Genomic DNA, 17155 nt, shown 5'->3' with positions numbered 1-17155 from the left:
GAACGAATATGGAGTTCAACTTAGGGGGAATAGTTGGCTTTCAATGTAGACGATCTGCGAGTAATCGCGACTCAGCGTGACCGATATCAGGCTCAGCTAAATCGCCTCAAAAAGCTCGGCAAACAGACGTCGTGCATCGAGACGGCCGTATCTAGTGCGGAAGACACGCTCAAAGCAGAAACGAATTCTTTCGTTATCTACGGCGAACCGCAGAGCGGCAAGACGGAAATGATGATCTGTCTTACCGCCAAGCTTCTCGACGACGGAAACCGCATCATTATCCACCTGCTGAACGACAGCGTGCAGCTACTTCAGCAAAACCTCGATCGTTTTCAGCGATCCAATCTCTCGCCAGCGGCGCGCAATTTTTCTGACGTCATCGATCCCGAATACTCGTTCGCGACCGGTTATCACGTTGTCTTTTGCAAAAAGAACGCAAGTGATCTCACCAAGCTAAACCAAAAGCTCGAGAGAGTTCGTGAAAAGGTCGTCATCGACGATGAGGCTGACTTTGCAACACCCAATGCCCTAATCAATAAAGGTGACGTAACTAGCATCAACGCGCTAATAAAGAAGCTCATTAGCAATGATGGAATTTACATTGGTGTGACTGCAACACCCGCGCGATTGGACCTCAACAACACTTTTGATAATGACAATGAGAAATGGGTCAATTTTCCGCCGCATGAAGCCTACACCGGCCAAGACGTTTTCTTCCCACTCGATACCGACGTAACCTTCTCGCTCCAAACCCTGCCTGACACCGACGACAGCCCCAAGTATCTGCGGAAAGCAATTTTTCGATTTCTCGTTCGCGCAGCGGCTTTAAATTTATCTACAGGCGCCGACGAAAATTTTTCGATGCTGATTCATACGAGCGGCAAGAAACTCGACCATAAATCGGATAAGAAGCCGATCGATGATGTGATGAATGCCTTGTCGGATGTGCATTCGAAAAAATTCGAGACCTACACACACGAACTCGACAAAATTGCTGCCAAACTCTACGGGGTTGAACAAGCCGGTCGAATTCTTGGCTATATTGTCCGAAATTGCGATCAGACCACCACAATCATTATGAACAGCGAGAGGGACAAGAACGTCGATTTCAAATCCGCCACGTCACCTGCTGCGATGTTCACGTTTATTATCGGAGGCAATATTGTTTCGCGCGGAGTGACATTCGACAATTTGCTGTCCATGTTTTTCACACGAGATTCAAAGCACAAAATACAGCAAGATACTTATATTCAGCGCGCACGAATGTTTGGATCGCGCAAAAAACATCTTTCACATTTTGAGCTGACAATCCCCGAGCCGTTGTATCTCGATTGGCAACGCTGCTTCGTTTTTCACAGACTCGCACTGGAAGCAATCAAGACGAAGAAGGGATCTCCGGTTTGGCTCGCGGATCAACGCATCGCAGCCGTAGCGTCAAGCAGCATCGACAAGGCAAACGTGCTCTTAGATAAAGGGGAAATGACGTTCCCCATTTTTGATTACTCCCCCGAAGTCGAGCAGATTATCAAGGAAAGCAATGATCCCCTAGCGTGCCTTAAGCGCCTACACTCGCATCTCTCCGGGGCACCCTCATGGATTCCAGAAACATCGTCATCTGCTGCGACGGCACCGGCAACGAGATTTCCGAAAACATCTCCAATGTGCTGAAGCTCTATCGCTGCCTGCGCAAGACCGAGAAGACCGAGCCCCGGCAGCTGGTGTTTTACGATCCCGGCGTCGGCACGCTGGCGCGGCCGAACACGTGGCACCGGCTCAGGCAGAACTTCAACGCCATCCTGGGGCTCGCCACCGGCTATGGGCTCGATGACAACGTGCTGGCGGCCTATTGCTTCCTGGTGCAGAACTGGCGCGAGGGCGACCAGATCTACCTGTTCGGCTTTTCCCGCGGCGCCTACACCGTGCGGGTGCTGGCGGGGCTGATTCACAAGATCGGCCTGATCACGGAAGAGCAGGCCAATCTCGCAGGCAGCGGCCTGATCGCCTACAAGGCGTTCTCCAGCGACGAGGCGCCGAAGCTGCGCGCCAAATACAGGGGGCGCGTTGACGCCGCCGCCGCCGAGGATGCCGAGCCGCCCTCGCCGTTCGACAACGCCGCGCAGTTCGCGCGCATCGGCGTTGCAGCAAGGCTGCGGGTGCGCGTTGATCCCAACAAAACAAAAACGGCTAGGTCCTTCGACCCAGCCGTTCAAAACTCTAAAGCCCGCGTTGAAGCGGAGCTAAACCCCTAGCTCGCCTTCTTCACGTATTCCGGCTTGCCGACCTTCTTCTGGATCGCACGCTTGAGATCGAGCGCGCGGGGCGACAGCACGTCGGCCTTGGCCTTGAGAAGATAGCCGTCGAGGCCGCCATTGTGGTCGACGCTCTTGAGCGCGTTGGTCGAGACGCGCAGGCGCACGTTGCGGCCGAGCGCGTCCGAGATGAAGGTGACGTTGACCAGGTTCGGCAGGAAGCGCCGCTTGGTCTTGATGTTCGAGTGGCTCACCTTGTTACCCACCAGCGGGCCCTTGGCCGTCAGTTCGCAGCGCCGAGACATCGCACAAAATCCTCTTCCATCCCCGCAACCTGGCAGCGCATCATGGCGCCGCGCGGGGGTCCAAAATCATGTCCATTTCCAGGAACCGCGGACGTATAGGGCGACAGGCCCTAGGCGTCAAGGTTTTGCGGGGTTTCGCTTAAGATTTTGCGCACTCTTAAGAAGCCGGCATTGCCGGTTTGGAAGCCATTACAAGGGTTTAAGGATATCAAGACGTTAGGACCATATAAAGGGCGCAATCCCCGCCGACATCTCTGTTCCCCGCGGATTGAGCCACCGCGAGGAGGCCACTACGCGTTGTTTGCCGGATATTTCTGACTACATAAGCAAGAGCTCGCGCCAGCAGGACCGTCAGTTACGTGACCACACGTGCCATTTCGCATCGTTTCGGCCTGTTGGGCAGTCTTGCGGCCGGCGTACTGCTGTGGCTGGCGCCGCTGGAAGCCTCCGCGCAGGGCCGGCTCGATGCCCATTACGAGGCGTCGCTGGCGGGCATTCCCGTCGGCAAGGGCACTTGGACCATCGAAATCGGCGATGACGCGTTTTCCGCCTCCGCGCAGGGCGGTTCCACCGGCCTGCTGCAGGCGTTTTCGGGCGGCAAGGGTTCCGGCGCCTCGCAGGGCCGCGTTGTCAACGGCGCGCTGGTCGCCAACGCCTATACCGCGACCACCACGAGTTCGAAGAAGTCCGAGACCGTCCGCCTCGTGATCGCAAACGGCGGGGTGAAGGATTTTTCCATCGATCCGGAACCGCCTGTCGATCCGGACCGCATCGTCGTCACCGAAGCGCATCGGAAAAACGTGCTCGATCCGATGACGGGCGCGATGATCCGCGTGCCCGGAACGGCCGATCCGCTGTCGCCGGAGGCCTGCCGCACCGGTACCGGCATCTTCGATGGCCGGCTGCGCTACGACCTCAAGCTCGATTACAAGCGCATGGAAAACGTGAAGGCCGAGCGCGGCTATCATGGGCCGGCCGTGGTCTGTTCGGTCTATTTCACGCCGATTGCGGGCTATATCCCCGATCGGCCCGTGATCAAGCACCTCGCCGCCCAGCGCAACATCGAGATCGCCTTCGTGCCGATCGCAGGCACGCGCATCCTGGTTCCATTCCGCATGACGATCCCGACCCCGTTCGGCCCCGCGATGCTGGAAGCCACGAGTTTTGTCACAACGGCCGCGCCGCCCCGGGTGGCGAAGACGCAGTGATGTAGCAGCGCGCTCTATCGCTCCCTCCCCCCTTGCGGGGGAGGGTCGGGGAGAGGGGTTCTCACGGGCAGTCTCGCTTTTGGCCACCCCTCTCCCCGCCCTCCCCCGCAAGGGGGGAGGTAGCGCACTGTCGCTCGCGGCGAGATCGATGCAACTCATGAAGATGAATCCCATTGACTCTTCACCGCTTCTGATTCGACTCCGAGCCCTCTCAATTTTAAAGGAATTCGCTTGAAAACCCTGCCTTGTGGAGCACCGGCAAACTTGATCTAGTGCCGCATCATGAGCGCTAACGCTGGATGTTGCGGTGAACGAAGCCAGTTTAAGTAAGAGTCAGCGATTCCTTCGCGATTCGTTCTAGACTCGTTCCAGAGCTTAAGCCGCGACCGCATCACCGTCGCAAACTGACACACAAACCGACGGTTTCCGTCATTGCGAGGAGCGAAGCGACGAAGCAATCCATACTTTCCTTTGTAGCGCGATGGATTGCTTCGCTGCGCTCGCAATGACGGCGAAAAATAAAAGAAACACCTGCAAATTATGGCTTTCTCCTACTCGTCCACGTTTGGACATGAACGCGCTCCCGGCGCCGGCGTTACCGCGGTGCTGGGGCCGACCAACACCGGCAAGACGCATCTGGCGATCGAGCGGATGCTCGGGCATTCGTCCGGGATCATCGGCCTGCCGCTGCGGCTGCTCGCGCGCGAGGTCTACAACAAGATCGTGGCTCGCTCAGGTGTCGAGAGCGTCGCGCTGATCACCGGCGAGGAGAAGATCAAGCCGAAGAACCCGCGCTACTGGGTGTCGACGGTGGAGGCGATGCCGCGCGACATCGACGTGTCGTTCCTCGCGGTCGATGAAATCCAGATCGCGGCGGATCTCGAACGCGGGCATGTCTTCACCGATCGCATCCTGCACCGCCGCGGCCGCGACGAGACGCTGCTGCTGGGCGCCGCGACGATGCGGCCCATTATCGAGCGGCTGCTGCCGGGCGCGTCGATCGTCACGCGTCCCAGATTGTCGCAGCTCGAATTCGCCGGCGACCGCAAGATCACGCGGCAACCGAGAAGGACCGCGATCGTCGCGTTCTCGGCCGATGAAGTCTACGCCATTGCGGAGTTGATCCGCCGCCAGCATGGCGGCGCGGCTGTCGTGCTCGGCTCGCTGTCACCGCGCACACGCAATGCGCAGGTCGAGATGTTCCAGAACGGCGACGTCGATTATCTCGTCGCCACCGACGCTGTCGGCATGGGCCTGAACCTTGACGTCGATCACGTCGCGTTCGCGTCCGACCGCAAATACGATGGCTACCAGTTCCGCCGCCTGAATCCGTCCGAGTTTGCACAGATCGCGGGGCGCGCCGGCCGCGCCACGCGCAACGGCACCTTCGGCACCACCGGCCGCTGCGCGCCGTTCGAGCCGGAACTGGTGAACGCGCTGCAGAACCACACGTTTGATAGCGTCAAAATGCTGCAGTGGCGCAATTCCAAGCTGGATTTCGCCTCGCTCGGCAGCCTGCAGGTCTCGCTGGCGCTCTCGCCGCAGCACGAAGTGCTCACGCGCGCGCCAATCGCGGAGGATCTGCGCGTGCTCGATCATGCGGCACGCGACGGCGATGTGCGGGAGATGGCCCACGGGCCGGCGGCCGTGGAACGGCTTTGGGACGCCTGCCAAATCCCGGATTACCGGCGCCTGGCGCCCGCCGCCCATGCCGAACTCGTGACCACGCTGTACGGATTCCTGATGAAAAAGGGCCGGGTTCCCGACGAATGGTTCGCCGCCCAGGTCGACCAGGCCGACCGCGTCACCGGCGATATCGACACGCTGTCGGGCCGGATCGCGCAAATCCGCACCTGGACCTTCGTCGCCAACCGGCCGGACTGGCTGGGTGACCCCGATCATTGGCAGGGGATCACGCGCGAGGTCGAAAATAAATTGTCCGATGCGCTGCATGATCGGCTAACGGAGCGTTTCGTTGACCGCCGTACCAGTGTATTGATGCGCCGCCTGCGGGAGAACAGTGTTTTGAATACGGAAATCGGCAAGACCGGCGAAGTGATCGTTGAAGGCCATGTGATCGGCCGCCTCGACGGATTCACCTTTGCACCAGATGCGGCGGAGGCCGGAAGCGACGCCAAGGCGTTGCAGGCGGCAGCACAGCAGGTGCTGGCCGGCGAGATCGACACGCGCGCCGAGAAACTCGCCGCAGCGCCCGACGACGCCTTCGTGCTGACGTCAGATGGCACCATCCGCTGGACCGGCGATGCGGTGGCGAAACTGGTCGCGGCCGACGACGCGCTGCATCCGCGCCTGCGCATCATTTCCGACGATCGCCTCAATGGCGCGGCGCGCGAAGCCGTGCAGACGCGGCTCGATCTGTGGCTCAAAACGCATATTGAGAAATTGCTGGGCCCGCTGTTCGGGCTTGCCAAGGCCGAGGACATCACCGGCATCGCGCGCGGCATCGCGTTTCAGTTGATCGAGGCGCTCGGCGTGCTCGAGCGTTCGAAGATCACCGCCGAGATGAAGGATCTCGACCAGCCCTCGCGCGCGACGCTGCGCAAATACGGCGTGCGCTTCGGCGCCTATCACATCTATTTCCCGGGTCTGTTGAAGCCTGCCGCGCGCTCTCTCGCCTCGCTGCTGTGGGCCGAGAAGCAGGACAATGTCGATATGTCGGCGCTGTCGGGCGCGCAGCATCTGGCGTCAAGCGGCCGCACCTCGTTCGCGGTCGACAAGGCGCTGGCGCGCGACGCCTATCGCGTGCTCGGCTATCGCCAGTGCGGCGAGCGTGCGGTGCGCGTCGATATTCTGGAGCGTCTTGCCGATCTCATTCGGCCTGCGCTGGCCTGGCGCGAAAGTTCGCCGGGCGAAAAGCCCGCCGGCGCGTTCGATGGCCGCAGCTTTGTGGTGACGCAGGCGATGACCTCGCTGACGGGATCGGCCGGCGAGGATTTCGCCTCGATCCTGCGCGCGCTCGGCTATCGCTCCGAGCGCCGTGCGCCGCTGCCGCCGAAGCCGGTCGCGGCGACTGAGCCGGTGGTGGTGGAAGCCGCGCCTGTTGAGGGCGCTGAGGCTGTGACCGATGCGGCGGCGCCGACCGAAGCCGCGGCAGACGCCCCGGTGGAAGCTGCGGCGGAAGCGCCCGCGCAGACCGCTGACGAGACCATCGCCCAGCCGGTCTCCGGCGACCCCGCGCCATCGGCCGCCTTGCTGCCGGAGGTCACGCTCGCGCCGGCGCCGGCCGAAGAGCCCGCGGCGGAAGCTGAACCCGTTGTCGAAGCCGCCGCAGAGCCCGCGCCTGTGGAAACACCTGTCGTGGAAGCGCCGGTCGCGGAAGCGGCTGCTGCGCCTGAAGAAGCGCCTGCCGCTGAAGCCACGACCGAGACCGTCGCCAGCGACGCCGCCCCTGCGGACGCCGCACCAACAGAAGCTGCCGCTGAGCCCGATGCGCCTGTCGTGCCCGAAATGGTGGAAGTCTGGCGGCCCGGTGGCCGCTCGGAAGAACGCCGTCCGCACCACGACCGCAACCGCCAGCGTCGTCACGGCCATCAGCAAGGTCGCGCGCAAGCTCCGCAGGACGGCGCTGCGCCCGCGGCTGCCGCCGGTGAAGGCGGCGAGGCCGCAGCGCCCGGACGCGAGCAGCGTCATCGCCGCGGCCGCCGTCACAACGAGTTCCGCAAGCCGCGCGAAGGCGCGCCTGTTGATGCCAACGCCACGCCGCCGGCCGAGGGCGCGCCGCAGGAGGCGCGTGCCGACAGCCGTCCGCCGCGCGAGCGCTTTGAAGGCAAGGGCCGCGACAATGACAACCGCCGTGACAACAAGGGCGGTGGTCGTCCGGAGAAATTCGGCGGCGATCGCAACAAGGGTGACCGCAACAAGGGTGGCGGGCGCGATAAAGGCGGCCGCGATTTCGGCGGGCGTGACAAGGGCGGCCGCGACAAGCGCGACTCTGGTCCGTCGCATCGGCAATACGCCACCAGCGCCGCGCCGCGCGAGCGCGACCGGCCGATCGATCCCAATTCGCCGTTCGCAAAACTGGCGGCGCTGAAGGAACAGCTCGCCGGCAACAAGGATCGCTAGACTTATTTTTTGACGCGTTTTCTTCACGCGAACCGGTACCCACTTCGCTTGAAAGCGCTACGTTCGAGCAGGTTGATTGGAGCGACAGCGTCTCGATAAATGGCTGTGGCATGCGCGGGTGGTGAAGGCCCGCACAAGCGCTGCCGCATTGGTCGAGGCCGGCCACGTCCGCATCAACGGCGTGCGCGAGAAAGCTCCGGGACATGCCGTGAAACTCGGCGACGTCGTCACCATCGGGCTCGACAATTCGGTGCGGGTGCTGAAAGTCGCAGGCTTTGCCGAGCGGCGGGGCGATGCCGCGGCCGCGCGCGTAACTTACGAGGATTTGCAGAACCGCAGGGAATGACTATCTGCCAACGAGCCCGTCGGGCGCTTGAAGACCCAAGCTCTCCGGCGCTGCGGCCTGCTTGTCGTTGCCTTGCTCTTCCCTTGCGGCTGCGCAGTTCATGCGCTACGCAAACCCCGGAAAAAGTTGATCGTTTCGGAGCCAATTCTTTCGGAGTTATGGATGACTTACGTCGTCACTGATGCCTGCATCAAATGCAAATATACCGACTGCGTTGAGGTCTGCCCCGTGGACTGCTTCTACGAGGGCGAGAACATGCTGGTCATCCATCCCGACGAGTGCATCGACTGCGGCGTCTGCGAACCCGAATGTCCCGCCGACGCCATCAAGCCGGACACCGAGCCGGGCCTGGAGAAGTGGCTCGAGGTCAACACCGAATACGCCAAGGCCTGGCCCAACATCACCCAGAAGAAGGACCAGCCGCCCGACGCGAAAGAATTCGAGGGTGTGGAAGGCAAGTTCGAGAAATATTTTTCCAAGGAACCCGGTAGCGGAGACTGATTCGCCGGATCACCCTTCCAGACCAGTGAGAACGCTCCGGACCTAATTTGAACCTAATTCGGGGCCACCAGACCCATACACAGCCTGCCGATTTAACCTTGTTGACGGACTTATGACCGAAAGGTCCCTGAGAAGGTCCGAAACAGGGCGTAAATCATTGATTTTTGCGGAAAATGTGCTATATTGGGCACATTACAAGCCGGATCCGGCCTTGCGTAACTTAGGCCCTCCCGGTGGTCCCGTAAAAAACATCGAACAGGGGCGTGGCAGTTCCGCGCGCAGGCTGTGTCACAGAAAACGCGTAAAAAGAGTGTTTCAAAGACTTCGACTTCGAAAAAAGCCGCCGCGGCCAGCCGCAGCGCAACCAAAGGCCGTGCCAAAGCTTCTGTAAAGGAAGCCAAGAAGGCTGCGGCCACAAAGTCCTCGAAAAACAAAAGAAGCTCAATGCCTGACAAGACTGCAAAAACCGCCGCGAAAGCGACGGCTTCGAAGGCCACTGCCTCGAAGGTCGCCGCCAAGACTGCCCCCAAAGCCGCCGCCGTTCCTCCCAAGGCTGCCGTTGCTGCGCCCAAGGCCGCTGTTGCGGCGCCGAAGGCCGCCGTGGTGCCCCCGAAGGCCGCCGCCCCGCGCGTGGAGGAGCCGAAGAAGGTCGTGACCCAGCGTCAGGGCTTCAAGGCCAATGAATTCGTGGTCTATCCCGCTCACGGTGTCGGCCAGATCCTGGCGATCGAGGAGCAGGAGATCGCAGGCGCCAAGCTTGAGCTGTTCGTGATCAATTTCATGAAAGACAAGATGACGCTGCGGGTGCCGACCGCCAAGGTCGCCAATGTCGGCATGCGCAAGCTGTCCGATCCGGCACTGGTCAAGAAGGCGCTCGAGACGCTCAAGGGCCGCGCACGCGTCAAACGCACGATGTGGTCGCGCCGGGCGCAGGAATACGAAGCAAAGATCAATTCGGGCGACATCGTTGCGATCGCCGAAGTGGTGCGCGATCTCTATCGCTCGGAATCGCAGCCCGAACAGTCCTACAGCGAACGCCAGCTCTATGAAGCGGCGCTCGATCGCCTGTCGCGCGAAATCGCCGTCGTCCAGCATTCGACGGAGACCGAAGCGGTCAAGGAAATCGAGAGCCAGCTCGCCAAGAGCCCGCGTCGCGGCGCCAAGACCGAAGCCGGCAGCGAAGCTGACGGTGAAGGTGATGAAGCCGATGCCGACGGTGACGATGCTGCCGTTGCGGACGAGGCGGCGTAAGCTACGCTTCAAAGATTGAATTGCGAAAAGCCCGGTCGAAAGACCGGGCTTTTTGTTTTTTGTGATTGGCCGAAAATCTATCAACACGTCGTCCCCGCGAACGCGGGGACCCATAGCCACGACTGCGTGTTGTCGGAATACGCTGTGGCTCCAGCTCAGCGCGATACAGCCATCGGCGGCTATGGGTCCCTGCTTTCGCAGGGACGACAGTGTGAGGGATACCAGAAACGACGTGTGCATTTGACGCGAATGTCGATGCCGACGCCGGGAGCTCCTTGCGGAAACCTATCTTGGCTCCGGCGTTGTCATTCAACGCAAGCGATTGGAGCAAGAATGGCCACGGAACTCACACCGCAAATTCCCCACAACGCGCTTATCCTGGTCGGCGACGGTCAAAAGGCGCTCTTCCTGCGCAACAAAGGCACCGCGCATCAGGTTCGGCTAGTCGTCGAACGCATTATCGAGCGCGACAATCCGCCGACCCGCGAGCAGGGTACCGATCGTCCGGGGCGCTCCAATGCAAGTGTTGGTGTGGGCCGGAGCGCCATGGAAGAAACAGACTGGCACCACATTGCCGAGGAGCGATTTGCCGGCGAGCTTGCCGACGCGCTGTATCGCCATGCCCACGCCAATCTATTCCAGAAGCTTGTCATTATCGCCCCGCCGAAAGTGCTGGGCAATCTTCGCAAGGCCCTCCACGCGGAGGTCATCGCGCGCGTGATCGCGGAAATTCCAAAGGAACTGACATCGCATCCGGTGGTCGAAATCGAGCGGCTTATTGCCGCTTGAGCGGTGCGCGCTGGAGCGCGCTCGCGAGTCGAAGGCGTTCTGGAAATTTGCCGTGATGGCGGGAACGTTTCCTGCGCGGATTCATTCGAGGCATGCGGCCGGCAACAAACCGAGCCTCGGCTGCACCCCATCCACGATCGCACGCCCGGGAACGAACTGGATTTGCCTTGCCTCGGGCTCTTCTGATGCACGCGGGAGCAGAAGGAGGGGAACACACCGAGACAGACCAAAATCGCGCACTAGAAGGAGCAGATCATGAAGTTAAGCTCGACACAGGTTAAACAAACCCTGAGCCAGTTCCAGGCCGAGGTTCTTCCCGACGATCATCCGGCGGTCCCCCAGCTGAACAATCTGTTCGGAGACCACACGTTCTTTCTGGATACCCGCGGCCTCAAGGTTCTCGAACCCACCGGGGCGCCGGAGACGGAGGCTCAAAGCGGCGAAGTCGTCAGTCTCGCCGACTGGAGCGATGCGACGCTCACAAGTCTGAGGCCGCATGAGCCGGAAATGACGGGCTTGGTCGTGGTGCTTGAGCCGAGCAGGCACTGAGGCGCGTCATCCGTCATTGCGAGGAGCGAAGCGACGAAGCAATCCATCTATCGGCTATGCCGATGCCGTCCGCTCGCAATGACGCCCGACGATTTGCGCTTCGCTGGCGAGACCGAATGCACTTTCCGCCTTCGCTCTTCGAGCTACGGCGGACAAGTCGCGCGTCAATCCACCACGATCTTGACGCGGTCGCGGGTCTTGACCTGGGCGTTGCCGTCGAGGCCGTTGAGGATGCGGAAGCGCTGGGCCGGGCGGTCGACGCCGGACATGCGGTGCGAGAGCGATTCCACGGTGTCGCCGGGCTGCACGGTGATGACTTTTATGCGCAACGGACGTGCCGCCTGAATCTCCTCGAGCGTCAGGCGGCGGAACGAATTGACGGTCTCGCGCGCGTTGCGCTCGCTTTCGGTGGTCTTCTGCTTGGCAGCAAAAATGAAGCGGTAGACGTCGCTGCCGAAGCGCAGCGCGTAGACCTTGAACTGCCACTGGTCGCCACTCGCCGAGGCCGACGCCGCCGGGAAGCCGTTGATGGTGAGGTCCTCGGTCGAGGCCTTCTCGACGCCTTCCATCCAGCCGGAATTGAGGTAATCGCCGAGCGACTGCTCCGCCGGCACCCGCACCACGTCGAAGCGCATCGCCTGCGTGCCGCCTTCGCGGACGCCGATCACGGCCTGTGCGGTGTTGTCGAGCGTGAAGGTGTCGGGGGCGGCAAACGAGAAGCCGAGCTTGGGATGCAGGAAGCGCCGCCCGCGCACAAAACCTTCGCTGGGGTCTTCGCCATAGACGATGTTGTCGATCGCGGCGAGATAAGTCTCGCGGTCGCGCTCGCCGCCTTCCGGCGACGAGAACTGCCGGGCCGAGTTCTGCGCATTCTGCACGCGCTCCGGAGTTGCCGGGTGCGACGACAGAAAGTCCTGCGCGCGGGGGTCGAGCGAGGTCTTGCCGGCCTTCAGCGCCGCGTTGCGCTCCATCGCGCTCAGGAAGCGCGAGGCGCCGTAGGGATCGAAATGCGCGCGCGCCGAAATGCCGACGCCGATGCCGTCGGCCTCGAACTCCTGGGCGCGGGAGAAGCTCGCCATCGTCAGTTTCGTTTTCGCAAGCGCCAGCGCGGTCAGATCCGGGTCGTTGCTCATGTCGGTGACGACGCGGGTGACGACGGCGGCCTGCCTTGCCTTGTCGTCGCGGATCGAGGCGTGCTTGGCCAGAACATGCGCCATTTCGTGGCTCAGCACCGAGGACAATTCCGAGGTGTCGCTGGCGAGCGCGATCAGGCCGCGCGTCACATAGAGCTGGCCGGTCGGCAGTGCGAACGCATTGACCGCGCCGGAATTCAGGATCGTGACGCGATAGGCCTGGTCGGGACGGTCGGAGGCCGCGACCAGCCGGTCGACGGTCTTGCTGATCAGCGCTTCCAGCTTCGGATCGTCATAGGCGCCGCCATAGGAGGAGAGGATGCGCTCATGCTCGCGCTCGCTCGCCGGAGTCTGCGCCACGGTGCGGTTCGGTTTGGCGGGCGACGTGGTCGTCGTCGGCGAGGCGGTCTCGAACCGGCCGCCGACACTGCCGCAGGCCGACAGCGTCAAAGCAGCGCACAGCACGGCCGGCGCAGCCAAAAGGCCGCGGCCTGTACTTCCCTCGCGCCATCCTGAACGCTTCGTCACGTCAGCCCACTCTTCTTTTGAAACGAGCTAATTCCCGCCGAGTACTTCAATCTGTCCCACCCGGAGCACGTCGATCCGTGGCCCACCCCGCGCCTCGACATAGCCGCGGACACGAATTCGTCGATTTTCGAAGGACTTAGGCAACAGCCCGGCCGCCTCGAACGCCGGCATCATGCGCCTTGAAATAGTCACAGCAAAGTCCCGAGTCCAGTTCCGGCCAAAATTCAGATAGGTCGTTGCCCCTGCCTGCCGCACGGACAAAACCTTGCCCTCGACCACCGAAAAGCGCCCAATCCCGGCCAAAATATCGCCGGGACTTTCCGCGTTTTTTATGGCCGCCGGATCGGCCCAGGTTCCCCTTTTGACGTGCCGCGCCTCGGCCTCGGCGGCCGCCAGTTCCGCGGCGCAGTCCTTGTCGGCCATTTCGGCCGAAACGAGTGCCTCGCCGCGGCGCAGCAGTTCGCTTTGTACTGTCGTCTCGGAACCCGGCAGGAATACGAAGGCGGACTGGCGGCCATACCGGTCCGGGGCGTCGTCGTCGCCGCGCAGCGTCACATCGTGCCCGGTGACGATCGATGACAGGGCTGCCGCGCCGTTCCTCTTGTCCGGGGCTGAAGGCACGATGCCGGCGAGGCGGACCTCGCGGCCGTCATCGAGGCGAAAGCTGCGCGCGTCGATCACGGCGGCGACGCGGCCTTCGCCTTGCGGTTCGAAGATGCAGCCGGCGGCGTTGGCGGGAGTGGTGGCCATGACGGCCAAGCCACATATCAGCATGACCGCGATGTGCGAACTGTGACGGTTTTGGTCCACGCGTCTCATACCGTTGGTGTCGGCTCCTTGTGTTGGCATCATAGCGCATCATCAATCCTCATGGTGAGGAGGCGCGCATGCGCCGTGTCGAACCATGAGGCCGCCGCGGTGGTCCTCTCTGGCTTCGTCCTTCGAGATGCTGCTTTGCAAGTCCTCAGAGTCTCGCAAAAAGAGATCAATGAAATAGCGCCTGGTACCAACGTCGTCATGCCCGGCCTTGTGCCGGGCATCCACGTCTTTGCTTGTGCGCGAAGGAAGACGTGGATGGCCGGGACAAGCCCGGCCATGACGAACCCTACCAAGAGATCCCATTCCGCTTAACGGAAAAACGCATGCGAGACACGCTTCGCACGCGCCTTGCCGCTATGGGTGCCATGCGGCATGATCGCGCCGAGTGAAATTCAAAGCCGCAGGTAATGCGGCACGCAAGAAAAAGGGAGGCCTTCATGAAGCGGGTTATCACAGGCATTTTCGCCGCTGTTCTGGCGATGTCGAGCACGGCTGCGCTGGCGCAGGCCAAGCCGCCGCTCAAGCTTGGCGGCATCCTCGACATGTCGAGCCTGTACGCCGACATCACCGGGCCCGGCAGCGAATATGCGGCGAAGATGGCGGTGGAGGATTTCGGCGGCGAGGTGCTCGGCCGCAAGATCGAGATCATCGCGGCCGACCACCAGAACAAGGCCGACCTTTCCGCAAACATTGCCCGTGACATGTTCGACAATCAGGGCGTCGAAATGCTGTTTGACGTGGCGGCATCCGCGACCGCGCTGGCCGCCGGCGAGATCGCCAAGACGCGCAACAAGATCGTGATCTTCAACGGCCCCGGCTCGATCCGGCTCACCAACGAAGCCTGCGGTCCCCTGACCGTCCACTACGTGTTCGATACGTTCGGCCAGGCCAATGTGACCGGCCTGGCTTCCGTCAAGCAGGGCCTCGACAGCTGGTACTTCCTGACCGCGGACTATGCGTTCGGTCACGATCTGGAAAAGGATACCGCCAATGTCGTGACGAAGTCCGGCGGCAAGGTGCTCGGCAGCGTGCGGCATCCGCTCAACACCTCCGACTTCTCCTCGTTCCTGCTGCAGGCGCAGTCTTCCAAGGCCAAGGTGATCGGCCTCGCCAATGCCGGCGGCGACACCATCAACGCCATCAAGCAGGCCGCCGAGTTCGGATTGATGAAGAGCGGCCAGAAGGTCGCGCCGCTGCTCGCCTTTGTCACCGATATCGACAGCATCGGGCTGGAAACCGCGCAGGGCCTGCTGCTTGCCGAAGCGTTCTACTGGGATCTCAACGACGATACCCGCGCGTTCTCAAAACGCTTCATGGAGCGCATCAAGCGCGTGCCGACGTCGGCGCAGGCCGGCGTCTACTCCTCCGTCACGCATTACCTCAAGGCGGTGAAGGCCGCGGGCACCACCGATTCGGCGGCCGTCATGAAAATCATGAAGGAGACGCCGATCAACGACATGTTCGCCAGGAACGGCAAGATCCGCGAGGACGGCCGCATGGTGCACGACATGTATCTGTTCGAGGTCAAGAAGCCGTCGGAATCGAAAGGCCGCTGGGACGACTACAAGCTGCTGGCGACCATTCCCGGCAATGAGGCATTCCAGTCGCTGGAATTGTCGCGATGTCCGCTGGTTAAAAAATAGCCCCGTCATTGCGAGGAGCGTAAGCGACGAAGCAATCCATCTATCCGTTATGCCGAGACATGGATTGCTTCGCTACGCTCGCAATGACGTCGAGAGAGCCAACCAATAACCACGAAAGAACCCGCACATGAGCCAGAACGAAATGGTCCTCCAGCAGCTCGACCAGGGCTTGCTCACCATCATCATGAACCGTCCCGACCGGCGCAACGCGCTCAATCCGGACATGACGCGCGGGCTCGTCGAGGCGGCGCGGCGCGCGGCCGAGGATCACGAGGTGCGCGCGGTGCTGCTGAAGGGCGCCGGCGGCACGTTCTGCGTCGGCGGCGACGTCAAATCGATGGCGGAGGGCCGGGCGCCGCTGTCGTTCGAGGCCAAGATGGTCAATCTCCGCCGCGGCATGGAAGTCTCGCGCATCCTGCACCAGATGCAAAAGCCTGTGGTGGCGCAGGTCGACGGCGCCGCGGCCGGCGCCGGGCTCTCGATCGCGCTCGCCTGCGACCTTCGGGTCGCCAGCGCGTCCTGCAAGATCACGACGGCGTTTGCAAAGGTCGGATTGTCCGGCGACTACGGCGGCACGTATTTCCTCACCCAAATGCTCGGCAGCGCCAAGGCGCGCGAATTGTATCTGACTTCGCCGGTGCTCAGTGCGCAGGAAGCCTACAACCTCGGCATGGTGACCAAGGTGGTGCCCGACGCCGAGGTCGAGGCGGTCGCGTATGATCTGGCGCTGTCGCTGGCGCAGGGCCCGTCGATCACGCTCGGCTACATCAAGCGCAACATCAACAACGCCGAGACGATGTCGCTGGAAGAATGCTTTGACGCCGAGGCGATCCACCATTCGCGTTCGGGCGAGACCCTCGATCACAAGGAAGCGGCGAAGGCGTTCGTCGAGAAGCGCAAGCCCGTGTTCCAGAACCACTGAGGGGGCTGGAAATGGCCGGCTATATGAGGCTGCGGCAGATCTGCCTGGTGGCGCCGAAGCTGGAGCCCGTGATTTCGGATATTGCAGGGATCATGGGGCTGAACGAGTGCTTCCGCGACGGCAATGTCGCCAAATACGGCCTGGAGAATGCGCTGCTGCCGGTCGACACGATCCTGCTCGAAGTGGTGGCGCCGTTCCAGCCGGGTACGGCGGCGGGGCGCTTCATCGACAAGAATGGCGGCCGCGGCGGCTATATGGCGATCTTCTGCTGCGATGACCCCGATGCATACGGCAGGCGCGCGAACGAGATGGGCGTGCGCACCGCGAACGTGATCACGCACGCGCCGTATCACGGCGTGCAACTGCACCCGCGCGATTGCCGCGCCGCCTTCATCGAATTTAACCACACCGAAGGCAGCGACGACATTCTGGGAACCTATCCGCCGGCCGGTCCCGACTGGCTGAAGTCGATCGCCAAGGACGTGACGCTCGCGCTAACCGACGTCGAGATGGAAAGTCCGGAACCGGAGGTGCTGGCCGCGCATTGGGGCAAGATCATCGGCGTCGCCGGCAGCAAGAACGCGAAGGGCGAGCCGGAGCTGAAACTGCCCAATGCCAGCTTCCACTTCGTCAAGGGGCCTGCCGATTTGATGAGCGGGCTGACGTTCAAGGTGGCCGATATCGCCAAGGTGCGGGAGGCGGCCAGGGCGAAGGGCTGCAAGGTGGTAGGCGACGGGTTTGATCTGTGCGGGGTGAGGTTTAACCTTACCGCGTGATTGACGCGCGTTCACCCAGTCGTCATGCCCGGGCTTGTCCCGGGCATCCACGT

General features: G+C 62.1%; 14 protein-coding genes and 1 pseudogene. 12 read left to right on the top strand and 3 right to left on the bottom strand.

Annotated features, from left to right (window positions below; all coding sequences use genetic code 11):
* The first annotated feature begins 33 nt into the window (after positions 1 to 33).
* On the top strand, positions 34 to 1668 hold the full coding sequence (locus tag JQ575_RS31270) for a Z1 domain-containing protein (RefSeq protein WP_212037031.1): 1635 nt from the start codon (positions 34 to 36) through the stop codon (positions 1666 to 1668).
* Positions 1593 to 2019 (top strand): annotated as a pseudogene (locus tag JQ575_RS31265) (T6SS phospholipase effector Tle1-like catalytic domain-containing protein); the annotation flags it as partial. The gene JQ575_RS31270 and the pseudogene JQ575_RS31265, both read left to right, overlap by 76 nt.
* Positions 2020 to 2245: 226 nt before the next feature.
* Here the strand turns inward: JQ575_RS31265 and rpmB are convergent.
* Positions 2246 to 2554: a 50S ribosomal protein L28 gene (gene rpmB, locus JQ575_RS31260; protein ID WP_192736494.1), complete on the bottom strand. Its 309-nt coding sequence runs from the start codon at positions 2552 to 2554 to the stop codon at positions 2246 to 2248.
* Positions 2555 to 2913: 359 nt separating this feature from the next.
* On the opposite strand from rpmB, the gene JQ575_RS31255 reads away from it, so the two are divergent.
* From JQ575_RS31255 to JQ575_RS31225, 7 genes are all read left to right on the top strand, one after another.
* Positions 2914 to 3762 carry a DUF3108 domain-containing protein gene (locus tag JQ575_RS31255; protein ID WP_409364841.1) on the top strand — a complete coding sequence of 283 codons (849 nt, stop codon included), beginning with the start codon at positions 2914 to 2916 and terminating at the stop codon, positions 3760 to 3762.
* Between the two features lie 540 nt (positions 3763 to 4302).
* Positions 4303 to 7845 (top strand): helicase-related protein, encoded by a 3543-nt coding sequence (locus tag JQ575_RS31250; RefSeq protein ID WP_212037030.1) that lies wholly within the window; start codon positions 4303 to 4305, stop codon positions 7843 to 7845.
* Between the two features lie 76 nt (positions 7846 to 7921).
* Positions 7922 to 8191: an RNA-binding S4 domain-containing protein gene (locus tag JQ575_RS31245; RefSeq protein ID WP_212037029.1), complete on the top strand. Its 270-nt coding sequence runs from the start codon at positions 7922 to 7924 to the stop codon at positions 8189 to 8191.
* 162 nt (positions 8192 to 8353) lie between these two features.
* Positions 8354 to 8692 carry a ferredoxin FdxA gene (fdxA, locus tag JQ575_RS31240; RefSeq protein WP_192736497.1) on the top strand — a complete coding sequence of 113 codons (339 nt, stop codon included), beginning with the start codon at positions 8354 to 8356 and terminating at the stop codon, positions 8690 to 8692.
* A gap of 444 nt (positions 8693 to 9136) precedes the next feature.
* The gene (locus JQ575_RS31235; RefSeq protein WP_212037028.1) at positions 9137 to 9943 is read left to right on the top strand and encodes a CarD family transcriptional regulator; all 807 of its coding nucleotides are present in this window, start codon (positions 9137 to 9139) and stop codon (positions 9941 to 9943) included.
* Positions 9944 to 10276: 333 nt separating this feature from the next.
* Positions 10277 to 10732, top strand: a complete 456-nt coding sequence (locus JQ575_RS31230) for a host attachment family protein (protein WP_212037027.1) — start codon at positions 10277 to 10279, stop codon at positions 10730 to 10732.
* 255 nt (positions 10733 to 10987) lie between these two features.
* Positions 10988 to 11281: a hypothetical protein gene (locus JQ575_RS31225; RefSeq protein WP_212037026.1), complete on the top strand. Its 294-nt coding sequence runs from the start codon at positions 10988 to 10990 to the stop codon at positions 11279 to 11281.
* 164 nt (positions 11282 to 11445) lie between these two features.
* Here JQ575_RS31225 and JQ575_RS31220 read toward each other — a convergent pair whose 3' ends face one another.
* Both JQ575_RS31220 and JQ575_RS31215 read right to left on the bottom strand, forming a co-directional pair.
* On the bottom strand, positions 11446 to 12942 hold the full coding sequence (locus JQ575_RS31220; RefSeq protein ID WP_212037025.1) for a M48 family metalloprotease: 1497 nt from the start codon (positions 12940 to 12942) through the stop codon (positions 11446 to 11448).
* 27 nt (positions 12943 to 12969) lie between these two features.
* The gene (locus JQ575_RS31215) at positions 12970 to 13692 is read right to left on the bottom strand and encodes a thermonuclease family protein (RefSeq protein ID WP_249167017.1); all 723 of its coding nucleotides are present in this window, start codon (positions 13690 to 13692) and stop codon (positions 12970 to 12972) included.
* A 506-nt stretch (positions 13693 to 14198) separates the two neighbouring features.
* Between JQ575_RS31215 and JQ575_RS31210 the strand changes: the two genes are divergently transcribed.
* The 3 genes from JQ575_RS31210 to JQ575_RS31200 all read left to right on the top strand — a co-directional run bounded on the left by JQ575_RS31210 (position 14199) and on the right by JQ575_RS31200 (position 17102).
* Entirely contained in the window at positions 14199 to 15404 is a 1206-nt protein-coding gene (locus tag JQ575_RS31210) for an ABC transporter substrate-binding protein (protein WP_212037023.1), read from the top strand.
* A 127-nt stretch (positions 15405 to 15531) separates the two neighbouring features.
* Positions 15532 to 16326 carry an enoyl-CoA hydratase gene (locus tag JQ575_RS31205; protein ID WP_192736504.1) on the top strand — a complete coding sequence of 265 codons (795 nt, stop codon included), beginning with the start codon at positions 15532 to 15534 and terminating at the stop codon, positions 16324 to 16326.
* Positions 16327 to 16337: 11 nt separating this feature from the next.
* Positions 16338 to 17102: a hypothetical protein gene (locus tag JQ575_RS31200; protein WP_212037022.1), complete on the top strand. Its 765-nt coding sequence runs from the start codon at positions 16338 to 16340 to the stop codon at positions 17100 to 17102.
* Positions 17103 to 17155 lie beyond the last annotated feature (53 nt).

Origin of the sequence: Bradyrhizobium sp. JYMT SZCCT0428 (assembly GCF_018131075.1) — a bacterium.
In the GTDB taxonomy this organism is placed as follows: Bacteria; Pseudomonadota; Alphaproteobacteria; order Rhizobiales; family Xanthobacteraceae; genus Bradyrhizobium.
The sequence above is the reverse complement of the archived record's forward strand: the minus strand, read 5'-3'. Positions and strand labels throughout refer to the sequence as shown.

What these genes read in the sequence shown, in the direction of transcription:
- JQ575_RS31200 (WP_212037022.1), top strand. Translation starts at nt 16,338, where the DNA reads ATGGCCGGCTATATGAGGCTGCGGCAGATCTGCCTGGTGGCGCCGAAG.
- JQ575_RS31210 (WP_212037023.1), top strand. Translation starts at nt 14,199, where the DNA reads ATGAAGCGGGTTATCACAGGCATTTTCGCCGCTGTTCTGGCGATGTCG.
- JQ575_RS31230 (WP_212037027.1), top strand. Translation starts at nt 10,277, where the DNA reads ATGGCCACGGAACTCACACCGCAAATTCCCCACAACGCGCTTATCCTG.
- JQ575_RS31225 (WP_212037026.1), top strand. Translation starts at nt 10,988, where the DNA reads ATGAAGTTAAGCTCGACACAGGTTAAACAAACCCTGAGCCAGTTCCAG.
- JQ575_RS31205 (WP_192736504.1), top strand. Translation starts at nt 15,532, where the DNA reads ATGAGCCAGAACGAAATGGTCCTCCAGCAGCTCGACCAGGGCTTGCTC.
- JQ575_RS31250 (WP_212037030.1), top strand. Translation starts at nt 4,303, where the DNA reads ATGGCTTTCTCCTACTCGTCCACGTTTGGACATGAACGCGCTCCCGGC.
- JQ575_RS31235 (WP_212037028.1), top strand. Translation starts at nt 9,137, where the DNA reads ATGCCTGACAAGACTGCAAAAACCGCCGCGAAAGCGACGGCTTCGAAG.
- JQ575_RS31215 (WP_249167017.1), bottom strand. Translation starts at nt 13,692, where the DNA reads ATGGCCACCACTCCCGCCAACGCCGCCGGCTGCATCTTCGAACCGCAA.
- rpmB (WP_192736494.1), bottom strand. Translation starts at nt 2,554, where the DNA reads ATGTCTCGGCGCTGCGAACTGACGGCCAAGGGCCCGCTGGTGGGTAAC.
- fdxA (WP_192736497.1), top strand. Translation starts at nt 8,354, where the DNA reads ATGACTTACGTCGTCACTGATGCCTGCATCAAATGCAAATATACCGAC.